The organism is Shumkonia mesophila, from assembly GCF_026163695.1.
Classification (GTDB): domain Bacteria; phylum Pseudomonadota; class Alphaproteobacteria; order Rhodospirillales; family Shumkoniaceae; genus Shumkonia; species Shumkonia mesophila.
In genome coordinates this window covers 151,749-174,800 of the sequence record NZ_JAOTID010000011.1, presented here as the reverse complement: position 1 = coordinate 174,800, position 23,052 = coordinate 151,749, and the positions used below count along the sequence as shown (strand labels likewise).

The following is a 23,052-nucleotide window of genomic DNA, read 5'->3' as shown; positions in this document are numbered from 1 at the left end:
GGCGCTTTCCTTACATGGCGGAGAGACCGCGGGCAATGGCCACCGTTCCAGTCCGCGAAATATCGACCAGGCCCAGCGGCTCCATCAGGCGGATGAAGGCGTCGAGCTTGCTGGCCGCGCCGACGATCTCGAAGACGAAGGATTCGTTGGTGCTGTCCACCACGTGGGCGCGGAAGATGTCGGCAATGCGCAGGCTCTCCACCCGCTTGTCGCCGGTGCCGCGCACCTTGACCAGCGCCATCTCGCGCTCTACGTGGTCGCCCTCCAGCGTCAGGTCGATGACCTTGTGGACCGGCACCAGCCGTTGGAGCTGCGCCTTGATCTGCTCGATAATCATCTCGGTACCCGAGGTGACGATGGTGATGCGCGACAGGTTTTCCTTCTCGTTCACCTCGGCCACGGTCAGGCTTTCGATGTTGTAGCCGCGCCCGGAAAAAAGCCCGATGACGCGGGCCAGGACTCCCGGTTCGTTCTCGACCAGAACGGCGATGGTGTGAGACGTCATTTCCCCGTTGGATGCGATCATGGACATGGCCCCAGGTACTGTGCGGGTCGGCAATCGACCCTGAATTTATCGCGAAGCGCGTGACGACCGGCCGGCTGGCCGGTCATGGAAACGGTCGGCTTCCCCCGCGTGCCAGCGGCGTTCCTTCCCGGCGGGGAAGATTAGCCGCTGGCCGGCGCGGGGGCCAGCCTCAAGCGAGTACGACGTCGCTGCCCGATTCGGTGGACTCGGCGTCAGTCGGCCCGAGGATCATCTCGTGATGGGCGGCCCCGGAGGGAATCATCGGATAGACGTTTTCCGTCGGGTCGACGACGACGTCGAGCAGGACCGGGCCGTCGTGCGCCAGCATCGCCTTGATGGCGCCGTCGACCTCGCCCGCCGTCTCGGCCCGCAGGCCCTTGATGCCGAAGGCGTCGGCCAGCTTGACCCAGTCGGGAATGGCTTCCATGACGCTCTGCGACAGGCGGTTGTCATAGAACATTTCCTGCCACTGGCGGACCATCCCCATGCTGCCGTTGGACAGATGGAGGATCTTCACCGGCAGCTTGTACTGGGCCAGCGTGGCCAGTTCCTGCACGTTCATCAAAAACGAGCACTCGGACGTCACGCACACCACCAGGCCGTTGGGATTGCCGATCTGGGCGCCCATCGCCGCCGGCAGGCCGTAGCCCATGGTGCCCAGCCCGCCCGAGGTCATCCAGCGGTTCGGCTTGTCGAAGTGGATGTACTGGGCCGCCCACATCTGGTGCTGGCCGACGTCGGTGGCGACGAAGACGTCCCTGTTGTCCTTGACCGCCTGGAACAGCCGATCCACCGCGTACTGCGGCTTGGCGACCTTGCCGTTCTTGCGATACGCCAGGCACTTCTTGGTCCGCCACTTGGCAATCTGCTTCCACCAAGCGTCCAGCGCCTTGGCGTCGGGCGCCACCTGGCTCGACTTCCACACCTTGATGAGGTCTTCGAGAACATGCCCGGCGTCGCCGACGATGGGCACCTCGACCAGCACGTTCTTGTTGATCGAGGAGGGATCGATGTCGATGTGGATCTTCTTGGCGTCGGGCGCGAAATCGGCCAGCCGGCCGGTCACCCGGTCGTCGAAGCGGGCGCCGATATTGACCATGACGTCGCAGTCGTGCATCGCCATGTTGGCTTCGTAGGTGCCGTGCATCCCGGGCATGCCGAGATACTGCTTGTCGGAGGCCGGCATCGCCCCCAGGCCCATCAGGGTGAGCGTGACCGGAAAGCCGGTGATGTGGGCCAGTTCGGTCAGCAGTTGCGAGGCCGCCGGCCCCGAATTGATGACGCCGCCGCCGACGTAAAGGATCGGCCGCTTGGCCGCCGCCATCAACTTGACCGCCTCGCGGATGGCCTTGACGTCGCCCTTGACCTTGGGCTTGTAGCTGCGCGGACGCGCCGCCTCCAGCGGGACATACTCGCCGCGCGCCAGGATGACATCCTTGGGCAGGTCGACCACCACCGGGCCGGGGCGGCCGTTCTGCGCCACGAAGAAGGCCTCGTGCAGGGTGCGCGCCAGGTCGTCGACGTGGCGCACCAGGTAATTGTGCTTGGTGCAGGACCGCGTGATGCCGGTGGTGTCGGCCTCCTGGAAGGCGTCGTTGCCGATCAGGCTGGTCGGCACCTGGCCGGTGATGCAGACGACCGGGATGCTGTCCATCAGGGCGTCGGTCAGCCCCGTGACCGTGTTGGTGGCGCCCGGGCCCGAGGTCACCAGGACGACGCCGACCTTGCCGGTGCTTCGGGCATAGCCTTCGGCCGCGTGTACCGCCGCCTGCTCGTGACGGGGCAGAATGTGGCGCAGGCGGTTCTGCTTGTAGAGCACGTCATAAAGCGGAAGGGTTACGCCGCCGGGGTACCCGAACACAACGTCGACGTCTTGGTCCTGCAGGACTTTCAAGACGATCTCCGCTCCGGCGTACTGTTCCTTTGGCATGGTCTCTCTCCTTCCACGAACGGCGTCGACGAAAATCCGGCCCGCGGGCGCACCAAGACGTCGAGCGCCCCACCCGGCCGGACCCGTCACGAGAGGCGCAAACTACCCCTTTAAGATTGCGTGGTCAACACAAATTGACGAATAAATGAAAACATTTCTGACTTATGACTTTCTGAATATTGCGCGGGAATGACCATCGAGCCGACCAGCTGATGGCGCAGCCAGGTGAACTGCCGCTTGGCGTAATGGCGGGTCGCCCGGCGGGCCTCCTCGACGGCGCGGAGCAGCTCCGTTTCGCCCTTGAGCACGGCGGCCAGTTCGCGCACGCCCACCGCCTTCATCGCCGGCAGTTCGGGATCGAGCCCAAGGGCCAGCAGGGCCTTGACCTCGTCCAGCGCGCCCCGTTCCATCATGCGAAGGAAGCGGGCATCGACAGCAGCATAAAGCGCGTCCCGCGGCGGTACCAGGACGATGCTGGCAAACCATCCGGGCACCGCCGGGCCGGCCGTTTCCTCGGCCTGCCAGTCGGTAAGCCGGCGGCCGGTGCCGACAGCCACCTCGTAGGCGCGGATCAGGCGCTGGGTGTCGCCTGCCGGCAGGCGCTCCGCCGCCTCGGGATCGACCCCGGCCAAGCGGGCGCGAAAGGCGTCCGGGCCCAGTTCGCCGTGCAGCCGCCTGGCCTCGGTGCGGGCGGCCTCCGGGACCTCGGGGATGGGCGACAGCCCTTCCATCAGGGCCCGCAGGTAGAAGCCGGTGCCGCCCACCACCACCGGCAACCGCCCCATGGCCCGCACCTCCGCGATGGCGGCGGCGGCCATTTCCAGCCAACGACCGGCCGAACACACCTCGGCCGCCGGCAGCACGCCATAGAGAAAATGGGGAACGCGGCAGATCTCGTCGAGGCCGGGGCGCGCCGTCAGCACCCGAAGCTCGCGGTAGACCTGCATGGAATCGGCGTTGACGATGGCGCCGTTAAACGCCTCGGCGACATCCATCGCGGCCTTGGACTTGCCGCTGGCGGTCGGCCCGGCGATAACGACGATGGGCCGCCGATCGGACGTTTCCATGGCTTCCGTCCTCCGCTCCGGACGGCGGCGCGCTTGCCGTCGTCAGTCGAGCATCAAAGACACCAGGCCGTCGGCCAGCTTGGGCTCGAACCAGGTGGATTTCGGCGGCATGATCTGGCCGGCGTCGCTGACCGCCATCAGGTCTTCCATCGACGTCGGATGGACGGCGAAGGCCACCGCCATCTCGCCGCCATCCACGCGCCTGGCCAGTTCGCCAAGCCCCCGAATGCCGCCGACAAAGTCGATGCGCGGGTCGACCCTGGGATCGCCGATGCCGAGCACCGGGGAAAGCAGGCGCTCGGTCAGCAGGCTGATGTCGAGGCTGGCCACCGCGTCGCCGCCTGCCTTCGGTTCGTCGCGCACGGTCAGCCGATACCAGAGGCCGCCCACGTACATGCCGAATTCGCGCCGGCGCCGGGGCTTGGCTTCGCCCTGCGACGGTTCGACGGTGAAGTGCTCCTCGACCCGCCGCAGCAACGTCGCGGCATCGAGGCCGTTGAGGTCGCGAACCACGCGGTTGTAGTCGAGGATGCGCATCTCGTCGGCCGCGAAGACCACCGTCAGGAAGGATTCATGCCAGGCGTCGGGCGCCGTTCCGCCGGCGGTCCGCCTGGCCTTGGCGACCCGGACGGCAGCGTTGGAGCGGTGGTGGCCGTCGGCGATGTAAAGGGCATCGAGACCGTCGAAAGCCTTCCGCAGCGCCGCCACGGCCTGGACGTCGGACACCACCCACAGGGTATGGGTAACGCCGGCCAGATCCACCGAACACGCGGGCGCGCCCTTCGCCTGATCGGCAAGGATGGCCTTGATGGCGGCATCGGGCCTGTGCGCGATCATGACCGGGCCGGTATGGGCGCCGACCGCCTCGACCTGGTGCACGCGGTCGTCTTCTTTCGAGGGACGGGTCAATTCATGGCGGCGGATGCGTCCGCTCTCATAGGCGGCGATCGAAGCGCCGCCTACGACGCCGGTCTGCACGTAATCGCCCATGGTAAGGCGGTAGACGTAGAAGCAGGGCGCCTGGTCCCGGACCAGCACGCCATCCTTGATCATGCGGGCGAAATTGGCGGCGGCCTTGGCGTAGACCGGGGCCGAATAGACATCGATGCCGGGATCGAGGTCGATCTCGGGCTTGGACACATGAAGGAAGCTCCACGGCCGGCCGGCCGCCATCGCCCGCGCCTCGTTGGAATCCAAGACGTCGTAGGGCGGCGCCGCCACCTCGGCGGCGCGGCCGGGGGCGGGACGCAGGGCGGGGAAGGGCCGAAGCAGGGAAAGGTTCACCGTGTCCATCCTTGACTGAAGAGACGCCGCGCCGCGGCAGCGGGGTTACCCCGCCACCGACGGCGCGTCACCGATATAACAACACCCGCCGCTTGTAAACCTTGGGCGGTACGCTTTCAGCCCGGCGTCAGGCCTCGACGACCGACGGCAACCCGAGCATCGAGCGCTTGAGGGCCTCGGCGTCGTGTTCGTGATCCTCGAGCTTGCCGGCGAAATAGTCCATGTAGGCCTGCATGTCGAAATGGCCGTGGCCCGACAGGTTGAAGAAGATGGTACGGGCCACGCCCTCTTCCTTGCACTTCAGGGCCTCGTCGATGGCGCCCCGCACGGCATGGGTGGATTCCGGCGCCGGAATGATCCCTTCGGTGCGGGCGAACTGGACGCCGGCGGCAAAGCATTCCTTCTGGTGATAGGCGCGCGGTTCGATCAGGCCGAGATGGGCCAGATGGCTGACCTGCGGCGCCATGCCGTGGTAGCGCAGGCCGCCGGCATGGATGCCGGCCGGCATAAAGGTGGAACCCAGCGTCATCATCTTGAGCAACGGCGTCAGGCCGGCGGTGTCGCCGAAGTCGTAGGCATAGCGGCCCCGCGTCAGGGTCGGGCAGGCCTTGGGCTCGACGGCGACGGCGCGGATGTCTTCGCCCCCCCTGAGCTTGCGGCCGATGAAGGGGAAGGCGGTGCCGGCGAAGTTGCTGCCGCCGCCGGCGCAGGCAATGACGACGTCGGGATAGTCGCCGGCCATGGCGAACTGCTCGATGGCCTCCAGCCCGATCACCGTCTGATGGGTCATCACGTGGTTGAGCACGCTGCCCAGCGCGTACTTGGTGTCGTCGCGCCGGGCCGCCATCTCGACCGCCTCGGAAATGGCGATGCCCAGGCTGCCGGTGGTATCGGGATTTTCGGCAAGCGCGCGGCGGCCCGATTCGGTTTCGGTGCTGGGGCTGGGCACGCAGCGGGCGCCATAGGCCTCCATCAGGGCCCGCCGGTAAGGCTTCTGGAAATAGCTGACCTTGACCATGTAGACGTCGACCTCGAGGCCGAACAGCGAACCGGCGAAGGCCAGCGAGGACCCCCATTGGCCGGCGCCGGTTTCGGTGGTCAGCCGCTTGACGCCCTCTTCCTTGTTGTAGAAGGCCTGGGCCACCGCCGTGTTCGGCTTGTGGCTGCCGGCCGGGCTGACGCCCTCGTTCTTGAAATAGATGCGGGCGGGCGTATCCAACGCCTTCTCCAGGCGCCGGGCGCGCACCAAGGGCGACGGCCGCCACAGGCGATAGATTTCCCTGACCGGGGCGGGAATCTCGATCTCGCGCTCGGTGCTGACCTCCTGGGCGATTACGGCCATGGGGAACAGGGGTGCCAGATCGTCGGGCGTCAGCGGCTTGTGGGTCCCCGGGTGCAGCCCCGCCGGCAACGGCTCGGGCAGGTCGGCGGCGATGTTGTACCAGAACTTCGGAATGCGCTCTTCCGCGAGAAAGAACTTGGTCGTTTCGGTCACGGGTCCCCCCTGTTTTCTTGATCGGCCGGTTGCGGCGCGGGCTCGATTTGTAGCCCGCCTGACGGCTAATTTCTACCGGCACTGTGGCGAATTGTCTTCGCCTTCATCGGTGTTCATCGGTGGCAAGAACCCCACCAAAAGCGAAGGGGCGCCGCCCTGTCGGACGACGCCCCGGTTCCACGTGCCGCCGAAAGGGCGGATCAGCCCTGGACGATGCGCACCGCCTCGAAGCGCAGGCGGCCCTGCCCCTCGATCAGCAGAAGCACCGATTTGCGGCCGCTTTTCTTGGCCGTCTCCACCAAGTCGGCGACCTGCCCCGGCGAACTGGCGTCCTCCTGGCTGACCTCGACGATGAGGTCGCCCGGCCGGATGCCCTTCTCGGCCGCGGGGCCACCCTCGTCGACGCCGACGACGACCACGCCCTTGGCGTCGGCCGCCAGATCGAAACGCTGACGCAGCGTGTCGTTGACGGCGGCAACGGTCAACCCGAGAGGATCGATCTTCTTGTCCTGCCCCGGCTGGCCGGCGGTGCCGCCATCCTGCGGGCGCGCCGCCATCTGCGCCTCGCCGGCCTCCAGCTCGCCCACCTTCACCTTGACCGACATCCGCTTGTTGTTGCGCCACAGCACCACGTCGACGGTCTGGCCGACCGCCGTTTCGGCGACGATGCGCGGCAGGCGGCGCATCTGCGTCACGTCCTTGCCGTCGAACTGCAAGATGACGTCGCCCGCCTGGATCTTGCCGACCTCGGCCGGACCGTCCTTGATGACGCTGGCGACCAGCGCACCGCGGGTTTCCTTGAGACCCAGCGTCTCGGCGATCTCGTCGGTCACCGTCTGGATGTGGACGCCAAGCCAGCCGCGCTTCACGGTGCCGGTGGCAATCAACTGCTTGACGACCGGCATCGCCATGGCGCTGGGAATGGCGAAGCCGATGCCGATGCTGCCCCCCGATGGCGAGAAGATGGCGGTGTTGATGCCGACCACCTCGCCCTCCAGATTGAACATCGGGCCGCCCGAATTGCCGCGGTTGATAGAAGCGTCGGTCTGCAGGAAGTCGTCGTAGGGGCCGGTATTGATGTCGCGCCCGCGGGCCGAAATGATGCCCGCCGTCACCGTGCCGCCGAGGCCGAACGGATTGCCGATGGCCAGCACCCAGTCGCCGACGCGAAGCGAGTCGGAATCGCCGAACTTGACGGCGGGGAGCTGGCGGTCGGACTTCACCTTGAGAACCGCGAGGTCGGTCTTCGGGTCGTGCCCGATCAGTTCGGCCGGCAGTTGCGTGTCGTCCTGCAGGATGACCGTGATCTCCTCGGCGTCCTGGATCACGTGGTTGTTGGTCACCACGTAGCCGGCCGAATCGATGATGAAACCCGAGCCCAGCGAGGTTGCCTTGCGCTGCTGTTGGGGCTGGTTGCGATCGAAGAATTCCTTGAAGAACTCCTCGAACGGCGACCCCGGCGGCAGTTGCGGAAGCTCGGGACCGCTCCGCCCCCGAAGGGTCTGGGTGGTCGAAACGTTGACCACCGCCGGCAACAGCTTTTCGGCCAGGTCGGAAAAGCTGCCGGGCATCGTCTTCGCCTGGGCGGCCACCGAGGCCGCCATCAGCGCCAACGCCACGGCGGCGGCCAGGAACCACGCCAACGCCCGGCCGCCGTCCTGACGGCGCGCCACCGCAACGACGCGCGCATCGCGCCGGGACCGGACATCATGAATACGGGAACGCATCACTTCGGCCATCTCCATCGCCCAACGAATGAATCAACTATACGCAAAGATCGGGAAAAGGTCTGTGTTTGATCTAATCCCGGGGCTGCGGCCTTTCAACCCGTCGGCCGGCCCCCGGGCGGAATCCTTGTGCCCCTGAAATATGGCATTTTCCGGGCCATTCATCGCCGTTCCCGCGCCCCTATCCACGGACCAGCCAGACCACGCCCACACCGACGACGGCGGCCACCAGACCCGCCGTACGGAGGTGCGAGGACGGCTGGGTCTGCAGCTTGGCCATGGCCGCCTTCATACCGTCGGGAAACAGCGCATAGAGCAGTCCCTCGATGGCCATCGCCAAGCCGACGGCGGTGATCAGATCGGACATTCTTCCTCCGCCTCGACGAAAGGGCGCTGGTTTCACCCAGCGCCCCCGTCTCTGCTTGTTGGCTCCCGGCTACTTGGCCGGCTGCTCGACCCCTTGACCGGGCAGTCCGCCGAAGAAGCGGAAGAACTCGTTGTCCGGCGGCCCGACGTAGCGGGTGTTTTCACCCGTCAGGCCCAGACGCATCGCGTCCATCGACACCCAGAAGTCGAAGAACGTCTCGTCCCGGCCATAGGCATCGTTGTAGGTGCGCTGGGCCTCGGCCTCGCCCTCGCCGCGCAGGATTTCGGACTGCCGGTTGGCGTTGGCGACGATGATGGTCCGCTGCTTGTCGGCTTCGGCCTTGATGCGCCGCGAATCGGCATCGCCCTCGGCCCTGATCTTGCGGGCCTCCTGCTCGCGCTGGGACTGCATGCGGCGGAAGATGGACTGGCTGTTCTCCTCGGGCAGGTCGACGCGCTTGATGCGCACGTCGAGGACGTCGATGCCGAACGACCGGCCCTGATCGTGGGTTCGTTTGGCGATCACCTGGATCAGCTTGGCGCGTTCCTCGGTCAACAGACGGGCCAGTTCGGCCTCGCCGAAGACGGCACGCAGATTGGCGTTGATGACGTTGCCCAACCGCTGGCGCATCCCGAACTCGTTGTTGACGGTCTGGAAAAACAGCAGCGGGTCGATGATGCGATAGCGGGCGAAGGCGTTCACCACCAGTTGCTTCTGGTCGCGGGTCGGCACTTCTTCGGCCTCGGCATCGAAATCGAGTACCCGCTTGTCGAACTTGGCGACGTTCTGAAGCAGGGGGTACTTGAAGTGAAGGCCGGGCGCCGTCACGGTGCGGATCGGTTCGCCGAACTGCAGGACCAGGGCCTGCTCGTCCTGACGCACGGTGAACATGGACGAAAAGCCCAGGAACCCAAGGACGATGACGACGATACCGAGGATTAAAAGCGGTCCACGCATGATCACTTCCCTCCCGTCGTCGTGCTGGGGGTGCCGGCGCCGCGGCCGGTCAGGGCGTCGAGCGGCAGATAGGGAACGACGCCGCTACCTCCCACCCGGCTGTCGATGAGCACCTTGTCCATCCCGGCCATGATCGTACGCATGGTTTCGAGATAGATGCGCCGCGTGGTGACGTTCTTTTCCTTGAGGTACTGCTCGTAGACCGACAGGAAGCGCTGCGCCTCGCCGGTGGCCAGTGCGATCTTCTGCTCGCGGTAGCCTTCGGCGTCCTTGATGATCCTCTGCGATTCGCCCTCGGCCCGCTGCACGACCTCGTTGAGATAGGCCGTCGCCTCGTTGACCGCTCGTTCCTTGTCGGCGCGCGCCGCCTGGACGTCGCGGAAGGCGTCGAGCACCTTGCCCGGCGGATCGATCTTCTGGAGCTGCACCTGCTGCACCTGGATGCCCGAACCGTACCAATCGAGGATGCGCTGGATCAGATCCTGCGCGTCCTTTTCGATCTGCACGCGGCCCTGGGTGCGGGCGTACTCGAACTCGTTCTTGCCGACGATCTCGCGCAACGCCGCCTCGGAGGCGTCCTTGACCGTCGCTTCCTGGTTGCGGAGGTTGAACAGGAATTGCCCGGCATCCTTGACGTACCAGAACACCGCCGCCTGGACGTCGATGATGTTCTCGTCGCCGGTCAGCATCAGGCTTTCCTGGGGCACGGCGCGCAGCACGCCGCCCCGCTGGCCGGTGCCACCCTCCCGGAAGCCGACTTCGACGCGGTTGACGCGCGTCACCTCGGGCGTCATCACCTCGCCGATCGGCGCCGGTGGCCACCAGTGCAGCCCCGGGCCGGTGGTCTGCTGCCACTTGCCGAACAGCATTTCGACGCCCTGCTCGGCCGGCTGGACGCGATAGATGCCGGTCCCCATCCACAGGGCCAAAACCGCGATAACGGCGACGACCAACCCCTTGCCAGCCCCCATCCCGCCCGGCAGGAACTGCTTGAACCGATCCTGGCTACGCCGAATGAGGTCTTCGAAGTCCGGCGGTCGCGGTCCGGAGGGTCCACGCCCCCACGGGCCCTGGCCGCCGCCGCCCCAAGGGCCACCACCCTGTGGATTCCATGCCATATCGGTGCGTTCCTTTCTCGTGGTCCTGGATGAGAGGGAATTGGGCTTTGTGTTTTGACAGGCGGCTTCGTATATCTACCGCATTGTCTCTTTGGTTACCCGTTAGGTTATAGGACTGCCCGGCCGGCCACGCAATGTCAAGCGGCCAGCTTCGCCGGGATATCGAAGTCATTGGCGGAGTTTTCAAGCATGGCCCAAATCAGCGAACAACAAGTGCTGGAGGCCCTTTCCGGGGTCGTCGACGAGGAAAAGAACCAGGATATCGTCTCTCTTGGCATGGTCAGCGGCCTGCAGGTCAAGCAGGGCCACGTCGCCTTTGCCCTTCAGGTCGAGCCCGAGCGCGGCCCCCGCCTGGAGCCGCTTCGCAAGAAAGCCGAACAGACCGTCCACGCCCTGCCCGGCGTCTTGACCGCCACCGTCGTGCTGACGGCCGAACGCCAGGCGGCGGCGGAGCCGAAGCCGGCCCCGCACGCCCATGACCACGGCCATGGTCACGGCCACCAGGACGAACCGCTGCTGCCGCAGGTGCGCGCCATCGTCGCCGTCGCCTCGGGCAAGGGCGGCGTCGGCAAGTCGACGACCGCCGTCAACCTCGCCCTGGCATTGGCCGTCCGCGGGCTCAAGGTCGGCGTTCTCGACGCCGATATCTATGGACCGTCGATTCCGCGCATGCTCGGCATCAAGGGCCAGCCGACCTCCAGCGACGGCCGTTCGATCAACCCCATGCGCAACCACGGCGTGGAGTGCATGTCGATCGGCTTCCTGGTCGAGGAGGAGATGCCGATCATCTGGCGCGGTCCGATGGTGATGAGCGCGCTGGAGCAGATGATGAAGGACGTGCGCTGGAGCCCGCTCGACATCATGGTGGTTGACATGCCGCCCGGAACCGGCGACGCCCAGCTGACCATGGCCCAAAGGGTGCCGCTGATCGGCGCGGTGATCGTCTCGACGCCGCAGGACATCGCGCTCGCCGACGCCAGGAAGGGCCTCAACATGTTCCGCAAGGTCAACGTGCCGGTCCTGGGCATCGTCGAGAACATGAGCTACTTCGCCTGCCCGCATTGCGGCGAGCGCACCGACATCTTCAGTCACGGCGGCGCCAGGGCCGAGGCCGAGCTGTTGGGCGTCGACTGCCTGGGCGAGGTGCCGCTCGACATCGTCATCCGCGAAACCTCGGACGGCGGCAACCCGATCGTCGTTTCCGATCCCGCCTCGCCGCACGCCAAGGCGTATCTCGACATCGCCGACAAGGTGTGGGTCAAGGTGGAGGCGGAACTGGCCGAGCGCGAACGGGCGGCGCCCCGTATTCTCGTGCAGTAGTAGGCGTCTTTCCGTCGGCCGTACAGGCGGGCCGCCCTCCGGGGGGCGGCCCGCTCTGTTTCCGCCGCCCTCAACGGTATTGGAAATCCAGAGCGACGTCGAAGTTCTTTACCGAATGAGTAAGCCAGCCCAGCGAAATGAGGTCCACCCCCGCCGCCGCCACCGCCGCGATGCGCTCGGGCGTGATGCCGCCCGACGCCTCGGTCAGAAAACGCCCGCCGACGCGGCGCACCGCCTCGCGCATCGTGTCGGGCGACATGTTGTCGAGGAGCACGGCGTCGACGCCGCCCAGGGCCAGCACCCGGTCCAACTGATCCAGGGTGTCGACCTCGATCTCGACCTTGACCATGTGGCCGGCCCGTTCCTTGACCCGCGCCAAGGCGGTGTCGATGCCGCCGACGGCGGCGATGTGGTTGTCCTTGATCAGGATGCCGTCGTCGAGCCCGAAGCGGTGGTTGCCGCCGCCGCCCATCCTGACCGCGTACTTGTCGAGCATGCGCAGCCCCGGGGCCGTCTTGCGCGTGCACACCACCGTCGCCTCGGTCCCCTTGCAGGCCGCCATGGCGCGCGCCGTGGCGGTGGCGATGCCGCACATGCGGCCCAGCAGGTTGAGCGCCACCCGCTCGGCCGAAAGGATGGCCCTGGCCGGGCCGGTCAGGGTGGCCAACACGGTCGCCGCCTCGACGGCGGCGCCGTCGGCGACGGGACAGCGGATGGCCAGCGTGCCATCGAGCATCGAGAATGCCGAGAGCGCCGGCGCCAGCCCGGCGACGCGCCCGGCCTCGCGGGCGACGATGTGGGCGACGGCGTGGCTTTGCGGATCGACGAGGGCATCGGTGGTGAGATCGCCGGCCCGGCCCAGGTCCTCTTCCAGGGCGCGGCGGACGATCGGCTCGTACTGCACCGCATGAAGGGCGCAGTGGGGCATCATCGGCTCAGCTCCAGCATGCGGGCCACCGCCCGGCGGGCCGGTTCGGCCAGTTCGGGGGCGATCTCGACGGCGGGACGAAGGGTTTCGAGCGCGGTCAGGATGTTCCCCAGCGTGATCCGCTTCATGTGCGGGCACAGGTTGCAGGGGCGCACGAATTCGATGTCGGGGTGCGCGGCGGCCACGTTGTCGCTCATCGAACACTCGGTGACCAGCAGCACCCGGGCCGGCCGGCGCTCCTCCACATAATCGATCATCTGCTGGGTGGAGCCGACATAATCGGCGGCGTCCAGCACGTCGGGCGGGCACTCGGGATGGGCCAGCACGGCGAGACCCGCGAAACCCCGGCGGAACCCTTCGATCTCGGCCCCGGTGAAGCGTTCGTGGACCTCGCAGTGGCCGTGCCAGGGGATGATCTCGACCTCGGTCTGGCGGGCGACGTGCTTGGCCAGGTATTCGTCGGGCAGGAAAATGACGCGGGGCACACCCAGCGCCTCGACGATCCCAAGCGCGTTCGAGGACGTGCAGCAGACGTCGGTTTCCGCCTTCACCTCGACCGAGGTATTGACGTAGGAGACGACCGGAACGCCTGGATAACGGCGGCGAAGCGCGCGGACGTCGGCGCCGGTGATCGAGGACGCCAGCGAACAGCCGGCGCCCAGATCGGGAATGAGCACGGTTTTGTCCGGGTTGAGCAGCTTGGCCGTTTCGGCCATGAAATGGACGCCGGCCAGCACGATCACCTCGGCGTCGCACTCCGTCGCCTGCCGGGCCAGGGCCAGCGAATCGCCGACGATGTCGGCCACGCCGTGGAAGATTTCGGGCGTCTGGTAATTGTGCGCCAGGATGACGGCGTTGCGGCTTTCCTTCAATGCGTTGATGCGGGCGATCAGCGGGGCGTGAAACAGCCACTCCGCCTCGGGGACGACGCGCTTCAGGCGCTCGAAGATCGGCTGGGTCGCCACCCGCACGGCAGGCGCAAATCCGGTATCGGGCATCACATGACCCTCCATTTCCGGGGGATATTATGCTCATCAAGAGTATATATGTTATGCTACATTTGAGCATAATTGAGAGTCAAGAAGGATTCTGGGAGGCCGGTGTCGTTACCGGGAGGAAAGGGTCAGCCGCCGACCCGCACCGTGGGGATGCCGACGCCGGGCGCCACCCGCTCGTGCAGGACCTCGCGGCGGAACCGGAACAACTCGGCCGGCCGGCCTCGGCCGGCGGCTTCGAGCTGGCCGGTCGGTTCGACCAGGCCGCCCGCCTGCAGCAGCCGGCGGAAATTCTGCTTGTGCAGGCGTTTGCCCGACAACGCCTCGACCACCCGCTGCAACTGCAGCAAGGTGAAGCTGGGCGCCAGCAGGTCGAAAACCAGCGGACGATACCGAAGCTTGCCGCGCAGGCGGCCCATGGCGGTGGCGAGGATGCGCCGGTTGTCGAGCGCCATCGGCCGTCCGAGGAAGCGCGCGGCCTCCTCGTCGACGGGCGGCGGATCGGCCACGCAGCCGTCCTGCGCCGCCTCGGGAATCAGCCTCGCCTCGTAGAGAAGCTCATAGCGGTCCAGCGTCCGTTCGATGTCCCACTGCTCGTCGACGCCGAAACATTGCGCCACGCGGCCGGCCCGGGCCCGGCGTTCCCAATCGTCGGCAGCCAGAAATACCCAGGCGTCCAGTCGCGGCCGGACAATGCCCTCGATGACGGACGGACGGCCCTTGCGCCAGTCCTCCCAGGGGAAAAAATCGTACCAGTCGCACCACTCGGCCTCTCCGGTGCCGGTCAGCGGCGCCTCGTGGACCAGCGCCAGATAGCCGACCGAGACCACGCGCGGCCCGCCGGCCGTCTCGCGCGGATCGCGAAAGCGGTCGCCAAAGGTGTAAAGCTGCTCGACATAGCGCAGCTTGAGCCCGGTCAGTTCCTCGACCCACAGCCGCAGGCCCAGTTCCAGGGTGCGGTGGCGTTCCGGCTGGAAGGGGCCGAAGGGCAGGGCAAGCGCGGATTCACCGCCCACCGGCAGGCCGCCGCGCTGCACCGGCGTGGCCAGCTCGTGGGTCATGCGCCGCACCGCCAACACGCGCGGCACCTCGTTGGTGACCGCGACCGTGACCGCCGACAACCCCAGGGCCGTTTGCTGCGTCGCCATGCCCTTCCTTCCGCCGGAAACCCAGGGCAAATTACATCAAGACGGAGGGCATTGGCGACAATTCCGCTTGGGCATGGACAACGGCCTTGAAAGCCCCGCCCGATCCTTATAGCCTCAAAGGCGTTTCCAGGGGTGCCCCGCGAGGGGCTGAGATGGCGTCCAAGCCGACGCCGAACCCTTTGAACCTGATCCGGGTAATGCCGGCGTAGGAATCGGAGCCACAGATGCGCCCCCCACAGTTTGCGCGTGAGCCTTTTCCCGGCGGCATTGCGGATTCCCCCAACGCCACCGCCAACCGGGAGATCCCCCATGAGCACGCCACCAGCCGGCGCCAAGACGCCGGCACCCGGGGTAACGACCACCCCCCTTCCCGCTTCCCGTAAGGTCTACGTCTCGCCGCCCGAAGCGCCCAGCCTCAGGGTACCGTTCCGCGAAATCGCCCTTTCGGATGCCGCCGAACCGCCCGTGCGCGTCTATGACACGTCCGGCCCCTATACCGATCCCGCCCAGCCGATCGACGTCGCCCTCGGCCTGCCGCGGCCACGCGACGCCTGGTTCGCCGGCCGCGCCGGGATCGACCGGTATGACGGCCGGCCGATCATTCCGGCCGACAACGGCGGCAACGAGCGGGCCCCCGCCTTTTCCGTCGCCCATCGGCCCCGCCGCGGCGACGGCGGCGCGCCCCTGACCCAACTGGAGGCGGCGCGGGCCGGCATCGTCACCCCCGAGATGGTCTTCGTGGCGACGCGCGAGACCCTTGGCGACGAAGCCGCATCCGCCCTCATCACGCCGGAGTTCGTGCGCCAGGAGGTCGCCGCCGGGCGCGCCATCATTCCCGCCAATATCAACCACGCCGAGCTGGAACCCGTCATCATCGGGCGCAACTTCCTGGTCAAGGTCAACGCCAACATCGGCAATTCGGCGGTGGTGTCCTCGGTCGAGGAGGAGGTCGAAAAGATGGTGTGGGCCATCCGCTGGGGGGCCGATACCGTCATGGATCTGTCGACCGGGCGCGACATCCACGCCACCCGCGAATGGATTCTGCGCAACAGCCCGGTGCCGATCGGCACGGTGCCGATCTACCAGGCCCTGGAAAAGGTCGGCGGCATCGCCGAGAAACTGGACTGGGAGGTCTTCAAGGACACCCTGATCGAGCAGTGCGAACAGGGGGTGGATTACTTCACCATCCATGCCGGGGTCCGGCTGGGCCACATCCACCTGACCGCCGATCGGGTCACCGGCATCGTGTCGCGCGGCGGCTCGATCCTCGCCAAGTGGTGCCTGCACCACCACAAGGAAAACTTCCTCTACGAGCGGTTCGGCGACATCTGCGACATCATGCGCCGCTACGACGTTTCGTTCTCGCTGGGCGACGGCCTGCGCCCCGGCTCCATCGCCGATGCCAACGACGCCGCCCAGTTCGCCGAGCTGGAAACGCTGGGCGAACTGACCCCCGCCGCCTGGGACAAGGGCTGCCAGGTGATGATCGAGGGGCCCGGCCACGTGCCCATGCACAAGATCAAGGTCAACGTCGAGCGCCAGATGCAGGTCTGCCACGAGGCCCCGTTCTATACCCTGGGGCCGCTGGTCACCGACATCGCGCCGGGCTACGACCACATCACGTCGGCCATCGGCGCCGCCATGATCGGCTGGTTCGGCACCGCCATGCTGTGCTACGTGACGCCCAAGGAGCATCTCGGCCTGCCCGACCGCGACGACGTCAAGCAGGGCATGATCGCCTATAAGATCGCCGCCCACGCCGCCGACCTCGCCAAGGGCCATCCGGCGGCGCAGGCCAGGGACGATGCGCTGTCCCGCGCCCGCTTCGATTTCCGCTGGGAGGACCAGTTCAACCTGTCGCTCGACCCCGACACGGCCAGGACCTTCCACGACGAGACGATGCCGCGCGAGGCCCACAAGAGCGCGCATTTCTGTTCCATGTGCGGGCCGAAGTTCTGCTCGATGAAGATCAGCCAGGACGTGCGCGACGCCGCCGCCCTTCTCAACGACAGGGAGCAGGGCCTGGCGAGAATGGCGGAAACCTTCCGCGAAATGGGCTCGGAAATGTACGTCGACGCTAGAGAAGCCCCTTCGCCGCGGGCTTGAATCCAATCCTTCCCTCTCCGCCCTTTGAGGGGGGAGAGGGTGGGGCCCACGCCATGGGCGTGGGAGGGTGAGGTGGGCCCAGCGGGATTGCGGCGCCCCCACCTCTCCCTACCCTCTCCGCCCCACTGGGGCGGAGAGGGAATTTCATATTAGCCGCGGCTGGGTTCTTCCCGTCCCAGGACCGCCATCAGTTCGCGCCATTCCCGGCCGCTCATGCCGCTTTCGGCCTGGGTCACCGATTCCCCGGCCAGCAGGCGGCGGACGACGGCGAGCCCCGCCGCCGAAATCTGGGCGCCGCCCATCCCGTAGTTGACGAAGGCGTCGTAGGTGACCGGCACCCAGCGTTTGACCGTATCCAGCATGGCATCGGCATAGACGCGGATCTCGTACTGGGCATGGGAGTCGGCCCGGAGGCTCAGGAAGTGCAGCAGGTTGTGGAGGTCGATCTTCCAGTACCACTGGGTATAGGTGTTGAGCGTCAGGTTCATGCGGGCCAGCTCGCGGGCCAGCCCCTTGCGTTTCGGATCGCGCGGGTTGCCCTCGGCGTCCTCGTTCAACATCGCCTCGTAGTCGGTATGGCAGCGCTCGGCGTCCTCCTTGAGGACGCGCAGCACGGCGGCCGCCTCCTCGCCCTCCAGAACGTCGCCGCGGCCCTGGCGGTTGGCGCTCGACTGGGCGCCCAGTTGGGCCGGCGCCGGGATGTAGTACTCGCGATCCATGATCGAATAGCGCGCCGAGTACTCGTTGACGTTGGCGGTGCGGTGGCGAATCCACTGCCGGGCCACGAAGATCGGCAGCTTGACGTGGTATTTGATCTCGCACATTTCGAATGGCGTCGTATGGCGGTGGCGCATCAGATAGCGCACCAGACCGGCGTCGTCCCTGGCCTTGCGGGTGCCCTTGCCATAGGAAACCCGCGCCGCCTGCACGATGGCGGCGTCGTCGCCCATGTAGTCGATGACGCGCACGAACCCGTGGTCGAGCACCGCCAACGGCTCGTAGAGGATCTCCTCCAGCGCCGGCACGGTGGGGCGGCGGGTTTGCCCCTGCTGGGCACGCGCTTCGTCGATTTCGGCCCGCTGGTCCGGCGTCAGGCTCATTCTCGTCTCTCCTTCAGGCTGGCGGCGCCACTTTAGCCATTCGCACCGGCAGCGGAAAGGCCTTGAAGCCGCCCCCTGGCGAATACCCCGAATCGAAAAAGCGGCCGCCCCGGCGCCCTCCCCGGCACGAAAACCGCTCATCACCTTTCATAAGCTGATCGTTAATATCTATCACATCACGCCACAAGATCGATTTGATTCACACTCGGGGGGCTCTCACCATTGTATCCATGGCCACGCCATCGTCCCGGCCGACCGCCGAGACGGCAGAAGGGATAGAAAGCGAGGATGCCATGGACGGGTTCGAGAACATCCTGCTCATACACGACGATGCCGCCGGATTCGAGGCCGCCCTGGGCAGGGCTGTGACCCTGGCAAAGCGGGACGGCGCCAAGCTGACCATCGCCGAGGTGATCCCCGAGGCGGCCGGCGGCGCATTGTCCCGGTTCAATCCCTTTTCCTCGGTCATTCCGGTGACTTCGGAATATGAGGAAGTCGACTACCGCAACCGCCTGGAGCGTATCCTCCACGAGGCCCGCGACCAAGGCATCGACGTCAGACCCGCCGTCTTTAGCGGCGCGCGCCATACGGAAATCGTCCGTGCCGTCGTGCGCTACGGTTACGATTTGGTCATCACCGCGGAAGAAACCCGCACGACTCTGGAAGGTCTCCTCTTCGGCAAGCCGGCATCACGCATCATGCGTGCCTGCCCCTGCCCTGTCTGGATCGTCAAGCCGCAGGCGGCACCCCTCTGCCGCCGCATCGTGGCGGCTATCGGAGCCGAAGGCGCGGAGGGGGCCCCCGAAGATATCGATCACGCCGTGCTGTCGCTAGCCGCCAAGCTGGCCTACGCGGAAGGATGCAGGCTCGACATCGTCCACGCCTGGGATTTCAAGGGCCAGGATCTTGAAACCAGCCGCTCGGAAATGTTGCCGCCAATGTGGAGGGCATTGTACCGGCGCAATCGCCTCGCGCATGCAAAAGCCCTCAGCAGCGTCCTCTCCGATTTCGACCTCGACGGCATCGACCATGAAGTGCATATGCCGAAAGGCGATCCCTACCGGATTCTCCTGGATTTCTCGTGGAAGAGCGACGTCGACCTGATCGTCGCCGGGACCGTCAGCCGGACGGGTATCGACCGCTTCATATACAGCAATCTGGTCGAACGCATCCTGCCGCTGGCCGATTGCGCGGTGCTGGCCGTCAAGTCCGCCGCCTTCGTGCCGTCGGTCGAGAAGGCGGCCACCTATCGCCCCGGCTATCCGGTGCCATCGGTCAGCGCACGGGTATGACCTCGGGCACCTTCTCCGAGAGAATCCGCTGAAACAGGTCGGCCAGGATGGAAAACTCGGCAGCGCGGGCCGACTGTTGCCGCCAAGTCATGCCGATGACCCGGCTCGGTGGACGATTCCTGAGAGGCCGCATGACGACGTTCTGGTCCTTGGGGATTTCGGAACGCGCGTAGAGGGCAGGCAATAGCGAGATCCCCATTCCCATGCCGACCATCAATCGCAGGGTATCCAGGCTGGTCCCCCCGAAATCCAACGAAAGCGTGGCGCCGAACTGGGCGCACAGGTCGCGGACCTGTTCGTACAGGCGATGCCCTGGTTCGAGCGCCAGCACCGTTTCACCCTTGAAATCGTTGCGCTCGATGACCGTCTTGTGGACCAGCGGATGATCGGCCGGCAGCGTGACCACCATGGGCTCCCGGTATAACGCAACACTGACCGTATCCACCCCGCTGATCGGCAGCGGCGTCAGCAGGGCGTCGAAGGTGCCATCGTGCAGTCCCTCCTCCAAGGTCTGGGTCACCCGTTCGCGCAGATAAAGCTTGAGATAGGGATAGGTGCGGTGAAGGTCGGGCAACAGATGCGGCAGCAGGTAGGGGCCGATCGTCGGCAGGACGCCCACGCGCACGGTGCCGCCAAATGGCGCGCCGCCGTATTTAGCCATTTCGACGATGTCATTGACATCGCTCAGGATCCGCTTGGCGCGCGCCGCGATTTCCTTGCCGATGGGGGTCAGCACGACGCGCGAGCGGCTGCGTTCGACCAACTGCACGCCCAGGCGTTCCTCGAGTTCCTGCAACTGGCCGCTGAGGGTCGGCTGGCTGATGTTGCACAGCACTGCGGCCCGCCGGAAATGCAGCGTTTCGGCCACGGCCACGAGGTATCGAAGGCGTTTCAGGCTCGGCATGGGACACCCCTTCAGGGCCGCCGGAGGCTTGCGGCCCCTGTTTTCCTGATAGGAAAAACCGAATAAACGGCCACTCCTTATCGATTGGATCTACCTAAAACTTTTTCCCATCATAATCAAGGATGGTCCCGGCTCTTCGGGGCCTGCGGTGCGATGAGACGGGTGACAGGGGAGTCAACTCATGCCAACCACGCGCTCGAACGTTTCGGAAGCCGAAGACTTGGTTTTCCGCCATCGCACACTGGTCTCGGCGCAGCGGATCCTGGATGCGGAGCTTCGGTTGACGGCGCGCCCGCCTCAGCGGGATGACCTTTACGTCCAGCGCCTGCGGCGCCTCAGGATCTACCTCAGGAACTCGATCGCGGACCTGGAACGACGGATGCAGGCCCTGGGCGTCGCCATCATGGTGGACGACGAGCTTCCGCCGCCTGACCCGGCGGCACTATCTCACCGCCGGACCCGTGACTACACCCCCCCGGCCTCGCCGGAGTGAACAACAGAAAAAACGCCCACGAAAAGAAAGGACAACGTCATGACCTCTTCCCCCAGCGGGCGTTTGGCCGCGTTCTTCCAGAGCGACGTGGCGGGCGGTGTCGTGTTGATGTTGGCGGCCGTACTGGCCATCGGCATCGACAACTCGCCCCTCGACTGGCTGTACAAAACGTTGCTGGCGACGCCCATTGCGGTGAAGATCGGCGCGCTTGCCATCGACAAGCCGCTGCTGCTGTGGATCAACGACGGGCTGATGGCGATCTTTTTCATCCACGTCGGCCTCGAAATCAAACGCGAGATCATCGAAGGCCGGCTGTCCTCGTGGAAACAGGCCTCCCTTCCCGCCATCGCGGCAGCGGGCGGCATGCTGGTGCCGGGGCTCATCTACATTGCGCTGAACCAAGCCGACCCGACCGCGCTCAGAGGTTGGGCCATTCCGACGGCAACCGACATCGCCTTCGCCATCGGCGCGCTGGCCCTCCTGGGAAAGCGGGCGCCGGTTTCATTGAAGATCTTCCTGCTGGCGCTGGCCATCCTCGATGACCTTGGCGCCATCATCATCATCGCGCTCTTTTACACCGACCACCTGTCGGTGGGGTCCCTGGCCATCGCCGCGGCGGGTGCCGGCGTGCTCTTCGCCATGAATCGGAAGGGCGTGACGCGCCTTCTTCCCTACCTTCTGGTCGGTCTCGTCATGTGGGTGTGCGTGCTGAAATCCGGCGTCCATGCCACGCTGGCCGGCGTGGTGATCGCGCTGGCCATTCCCTTGCGCGTTCCCGGCGGCAGCGCATCCTCGCCGCTGCATCATCTCGAACACAGTTTGGCGCCGTGGGTGGCGTTTGGCGTCATGCCCATTTTCGCTTTCGCCAACGCCGGCGTGTCCCTCGCGGGATTCTCGCTGAACACGCTTCTGGCGCCGATACCGCTCGGCATCATGCTTGGTCTATTCCTCGGCAAGCAGATCGGCATCCTGGGGTTCTCGTGGGCAGCCATCCGCCTGGGCCTATGCGCCATGCCGGCCGGCGTCAACTGGGCGCAGATGCACGGAGTCGCCGTCCTGGCCGGGATCGGCTTCACCATGAGCCTGTTCATCGGCACGCTGGCCTTCGCCGATCCGGCCAACGCGGCGGCCATCCGGTTCGGCGTGCTGTCGGGTTCCCTGCTCTCCGGTGTGACGGGGTACTGGCTTTTGCGCCTGGCCGGCGAGAAGCAGGCGGAAAAGTCCCGTCATCGCGCCGGATCGCGCCATATGGAACCGTCGATGTCGAGCCTGCGCAACTAAGACAAGACAAACGGTTGCCCGGGCAAGCCGGCGGCGGACCCCTCCGCCGCCGGTTTTTGTCTGGAACAGCGTACGGCGCCCGCCGTCCCCCTTTCCTCGCTCCCGCGTAAAGACTATATTCAGGGGGTCGGGAAACCGACTATGGCGATAAACGCCTTACGGAATAAGCGTAGCGGACCCGGGGGCGGTACCCGGCGCCTCCACCAATTCCTTTCGTGGCCGGTTATCCGCGGCGGAGCCGGCCATCCCCTGGGGGCGAAACAGGATCGACGCGCGTGGTAAAGGTAAGGTTTTTGCTCGGCATGGTATCCACCGTTATCGGGCCACGCTTACAGATGCCAACGACAACGAGGCATTTGCTGTAGCCGCTTAGCGGCAACGGGGTTCGGGGGGCACCTGGCAACAGAAGCCCCCCACTTTCCGCCCGCCGCCAACAGGGGACCATAACAGGGACCGACCGTATGACCGCCGACGCTCTCCGATACGACCAATGGATCGCCGACGCCCTGTCCGGCGTCGTCAAGCGGGCCTTGGCCCTGGCGGCGTCGGAAGGATTGCCGGGCGACCATCACTTCTACATCACCTTTCGCACCACCGCCCCGGGCGTTCAGATGCCGGGCCATCTCAAGGCCCGCTACCCCGAGGACATGACCATCGTGCTGCAGCACCAGTATTCGGACCTGATGGTCGACGATGTCGCCTTCTCGGTGACCCTCAAATTCCAGGGGCGCAGCGCCCGGCTGGCGATTCCGTTCGCCGCCATGACGGCGTTCGCCGATCCCTCGGTCAATTTCGGGCTCCAGCTCAAGCCGGCCGCCCCGGCCACCGTCCAGACGGTCGGCGAGGCCCCCGGCGTCAAGGCGAAGCCGGTTCCCGCCCCGGCCATCAAGACCGCCCCCGCAGCGGCGGCCGACGACGCAGCCGAGGAAAAGAAGAAGGGAGAGGTCATCGCCCTCGATTCCTTCCGCAAGAAGTCCTGACGCCCTTCCGCCACCGCCGTCCTGCCGAATCCCC

Annotated in this window: 20 protein-coding genes, 1 other RNA gene and 1 riboswitch; of the genes, 7 read left to right on the top strand and 14 right to left on the bottom strand. The window is 66.2% G+C overall.

All coding sequences use genetic code 11. The features are described from left to right. Positions 1-10 precede the first annotated feature (10 nt). The 9 genes from ilvN to hflK all read right to left on the bottom strand — a co-directional run bounded on the left by ilvN (position 11) and on the right by hflK (position 10,471). Positions 11-526, bottom strand: coding sequence for an acetolactate synthase small subunit (gene ilvN / locus ODR01_RS17720; protein WP_316979022.1), 516 nt, complete (start codon positions 524-526; stop codon positions 11-13). 169 nt (positions 527-695) lie between these two features. Then, positions 696-2,456 (bottom strand): biosynthetic-type acetolactate synthase large subunit, encoded by a 1,761-nt coding sequence (gene ilvB / locus ODR01_RS17715; RefSeq protein WP_316979021.1) that lies wholly within the window; start codon positions 2,454-2,456, stop codon positions 696-698. Between the two features lie 110 nt (positions 2,457-2,566). After that, complete coding sequence (gene miaA, locus ODR01_RS17710; RefSeq protein WP_316979020.1) at positions 2,567-3,523, bottom strand: tRNA (adenosine(37)-N6)-dimethylallyltransferase MiaA; 957 nt, start codon at positions 3,521-3,523, stop codon at positions 2,567-2,569. 42 nt (positions 3,524-3,565) lie between these two features. After that, positions 3,566-4,816, bottom strand: coding sequence for a DUF1015 domain-containing protein (locus ODR01_RS17705; RefSeq protein ID WP_394356846.1), 1,251 nt, complete (start codon positions 4,814-4,816; stop codon positions 3,566-3,568). Positions 4,817-4,934: 118 nt separating this feature from the next. Continuing rightward, on the bottom strand, positions 4,935-6,302 hold the full coding sequence (locus ODR01_RS17700) for a TrpB-like pyridoxal phosphate-dependent enzyme (protein ID WP_316979018.1): 1,368 nt from the start codon (positions 6,300-6,302) through the stop codon (positions 4,935-4,937). Between the two features lie 200 nt (positions 6,303-6,502). Then, entirely contained in the window at positions 6,503-8,029 is a 1,527-nt protein-coding gene (locus ODR01_RS17695) for a DegQ family serine endoprotease (RefSeq protein WP_316979032.1), read from the bottom strand. Positions 8,030-8,210: 181 nt separating this feature from the next. Next, a complete protein-coding gene (locus ODR01_RS17690; protein WP_316979017.1) occupies positions 8,211-8,396 on the bottom strand; it encodes a DUF2065 domain-containing protein in 186 nt (61 codons plus the stop codon). Between the two features lie 69 nt (positions 8,397-8,465). Beyond that, complete coding sequence (gene hflC / locus ODR01_RS17685; RefSeq protein WP_316979016.1) at positions 8,466-9,353, bottom strand: protease modulator HflC; 888 nt, start codon at positions 9,351-9,353, stop codon at positions 8,466-8,468. A 2-nt stretch (positions 9,354-9,355) separates the two neighbouring features. Then, positions 9,356-10,471 (bottom strand): FtsH protease activity modulator HflK, encoded by a 1,116-nt coding sequence (gene hflK / locus ODR01_RS17680; protein WP_316979015.1) that lies wholly within the window; start codon positions 10,469-10,471, stop codon positions 9,356-9,358. Positions 10,472-10,660: 189 nt separating this feature from the next. On the opposite strand from hflK, the gene ODR01_RS17675 reads away from it, so the two are divergent. Beyond that, positions 10,661-11,791, top strand: coding sequence for an Mrp/NBP35 family ATP-binding protein (locus tag ODR01_RS17675; RefSeq protein ID WP_316979014.1), 1,131 nt, complete (start codon positions 10,661-10,663; stop codon positions 11,789-11,791). A 70-nt stretch (positions 11,792-11,861) separates the two neighbouring features. On the opposite strand, the gene nadC is transcribed toward ODR01_RS17675, so the two are convergent. From nadC to ODR01_RS17660, 3 genes are all read right to left on the bottom strand, one after another. Next, a complete protein-coding gene (gene nadC / locus ODR01_RS17670) occupies positions 11,862-12,719 on the bottom strand; it encodes a carboxylating nicotinate-nucleotide diphosphorylase (RefSeq protein WP_316979031.1) in 858 nt (285 codons plus the stop codon). Then, positions 12,719-13,717 carry a quinolinate synthase NadA gene (gene nadA / locus ODR01_RS17665; RefSeq protein ID WP_316979013.1) on the bottom strand — a complete coding sequence of 333 codons (999 nt, stop codon included), beginning with the start codon at positions 13,715-13,717 and terminating at the stop codon, positions 12,719-12,721. The genes nadC and nadA overlap by 1 nt, the downstream gene beginning before the upstream one ends. A gap of 125 nt (positions 13,718-13,842) precedes the next feature. Next, the gene (locus ODR01_RS17660; protein WP_316979012.1) at positions 13,843-14,862 is read right to left on the bottom strand and encodes an NUDIX hydrolase; all 1,020 of its coding nucleotides are present in this window, start codon (positions 14,860-14,862) and stop codon (positions 13,843-13,845) included. Between the two features lie 118 nt (positions 14,863-14,980). After that, a riboswitch (TPP riboswitch) is annotated at positions 14,981-15,092 on the top strand. A gap of 79 nt (positions 15,093-15,171) precedes the next feature. Here ODR01_RS17660 and thiC point away from each other — a divergent pair. After that, positions 15,172-16,968, top strand: coding sequence for a phosphomethylpyrimidine synthase ThiC (gene thiC, locus ODR01_RS17655; protein WP_316979011.1), 1,797 nt, complete (start codon positions 15,172-15,174; stop codon positions 16,966-16,968). A 149-nt stretch (positions 16,969-17,117) separates the two neighbouring features. Here the strand turns inward: thiC and thyX are convergent, their stop codons facing one another. After that, positions 17,118-18,068, bottom strand: coding sequence for an FAD-dependent thymidylate synthase (gene thyX / locus ODR01_RS17650; protein ID WP_316979010.1), 951 nt, complete (start codon positions 18,066-18,068; stop codon positions 17,118-17,120). 293 nt (positions 18,069-18,361) lie between these two features. Between thyX and ODR01_RS17645 the strand changes: the two genes are divergently transcribed. After that, entirely contained in the window at positions 18,362-19,360 is a 999-nt protein-coding gene (locus tag ODR01_RS17645) for a universal stress protein (RefSeq protein ID WP_316979009.1), read from the top strand. Here the strand turns inward: ODR01_RS17645 and ODR01_RS17640 are convergent. Then, positions 19,344-20,264 carry a LysR substrate-binding domain-containing protein gene (locus tag ODR01_RS17640; protein ID WP_316979008.1) on the bottom strand — a complete coding sequence of 307 codons (921 nt, stop codon included), beginning with the start codon at positions 20,262-20,264 and terminating at the stop codon, positions 19,344-19,346. The genes ODR01_RS17645 and ODR01_RS17640 overlap by 17 nt on opposite strands. A 181-nt stretch (positions 20,265-20,445) precedes the next feature. On the opposite strand from ODR01_RS17640, the gene ODR01_RS17635 reads away from it, so the two are divergent. From ODR01_RS17635 to ODR01_RS17620, 4 genes are all read left to right on the top strand, one after another. Next, complete coding sequence (locus ODR01_RS17635; RefSeq protein ID WP_316979007.1) at positions 20,446-20,757, top strand: hypothetical protein; 312 nt, start codon at positions 20,446-20,448, stop codon at positions 20,755-20,757. A gap of 39 nt (positions 20,758-20,796) precedes the next feature. Next, on the top strand, positions 20,797-22,038 hold the full coding sequence (nhaA, locus tag ODR01_RS17630; protein WP_316979006.1) for a Na+/H+ antiporter NhaA: 1,242 nt from the start codon (positions 20,797-20,799) through the stop codon (positions 22,036-22,038). Positions 22,039-22,125: 87 nt separating this feature from the next. Next, positions 22,126-22,456, top strand: a transfer-messenger RNA (tmRNA) gene (gene ssrA, locus ODR01_RS17625). A gap of 43 nt (positions 22,457-22,499) precedes the next feature. Beyond that, positions 22,500-23,018, top strand: coding sequence for an SspB family protein (locus tag ODR01_RS17620; RefSeq protein WP_316979005.1), 519 nt, complete (start codon positions 22,500-22,502; stop codon positions 23,016-23,018). The last annotated feature ends 34 nt before the right edge of the window (positions 23,019-23,052 follow it).

Bases quoted from the DNA above. Each gene is read 5' to 3' on its own strand.
- ilvN (WP_316979022.1), bottom strand. From the start codon at position 526: ATGATCGCATCCAACGGGGAAATGACGTCTCACACCATCGCCGTTCTG.
- ilvB (WP_316979021.1), bottom strand. From the start codon at position 2,456: ATGCCAAAGGAACAGTACGCCGGAGCGGAGATCGTCTTGAAAGTCCTG.
- miaA (WP_316979020.1), bottom strand. From the start codon at position 3,523: ATGGAAACGTCCGATCGGCGGCCCATCGTCGTTATCGCCGGGCCGACC.
- ODR01_RS17705 (WP_394356846.1), bottom strand. From the start codon at position 4,816: ATGGACACGGTGAACCTTTCCCTGCTTCGGCCCTTCCCCGCCCTGCGT.
- ODR01_RS17695 (WP_316979032.1), bottom strand. From the start codon at position 8,029: ATGCGTTCCCGTATTCATGATGTCCGGTCCCGGCGCGATGCGCGCGTC.
- ODR01_RS17690 (WP_316979017.1), bottom strand. From the start codon at position 8,396: ATGTCCGATCTGATCACCGCCGTCGGCTTGGCGATGGCCATCGAGGGA.
- hflC (WP_316979016.1), bottom strand. From the start codon at position 9,353: ATGCGTGGACCGCTTTTAATCCTCGGTATCGTCGTCATCGTCCTTGGG.
- hflK (WP_316979015.1), bottom strand. From the start codon at position 10,471: ATGGCATGGAATCCACAGGGTGGTGGCCCTTGGGGCGGCGGCGGCCAG.
- ODR01_RS17675 (WP_316979014.1), top strand. From the start codon at position 10,661: ATGGCCCAAATCAGCGAACAACAAGTGCTGGAGGCCCTTTCCGGGGTC.
- nadC (WP_316979031.1), bottom strand. From the start codon at position 12,719: ATGCCCCACTGCGCCCTTCATGCGGTGCAGTACGAGCCGATCGTCCGC.
- nadA (WP_316979013.1), bottom strand. From the start codon at position 13,717: ATGCCCGATACCGGATTTGCGCCTGCCGTGCGGGTGGCGACCCAGCCG.
- ODR01_RS17660 (WP_316979012.1), bottom strand. From the start codon at position 14,862: ATGGCGACGCAGCAAACGGCCCTGGGGTTGTCGGCGGTCACGGTCGCG.
- thiC (WP_316979011.1), top strand. From the start codon at position 15,172: ATGAGCACGCCACCAGCCGGCGCCAAGACGCCGGCACCCGGGGTAACG.
- thyX (WP_316979010.1), bottom strand. From the start codon at position 18,068: ATGAGCCTGACGCCGGACCAGCGGGCCGAAATCGACGAAGCGCGTGCC.
- ODR01_RS17645 (WP_316979009.1), top strand. From the start codon at position 18,362: ATGGACGGGTTCGAGAACATCCTGCTCATACACGACGATGCCGCCGGA.
- ODR01_RS17640 (WP_316979008.1), bottom strand. From the start codon at position 20,264: ATGCCGAGCCTGAAACGCCTTCGATACCTCGTGGCCGTGGCCGAAACG.
- ODR01_RS17635 (WP_316979007.1), top strand. From the start codon at position 20,446: ATGCCAACCACGCGCTCGAACGTTTCGGAAGCCGAAGACTTGGTTTTC.
- nhaA (WP_316979006.1), top strand. From the start codon at position 20,797: ATGACCTCTTCCCCCAGCGGGCGTTTGGCCGCGTTCTTCCAGAGCGAC.
- ODR01_RS17620 (WP_316979005.1), top strand. From the start codon at position 22,500: ATGACCGCCGACGCTCTCCGATACGACCAATGGATCGCCGACGCCCTG.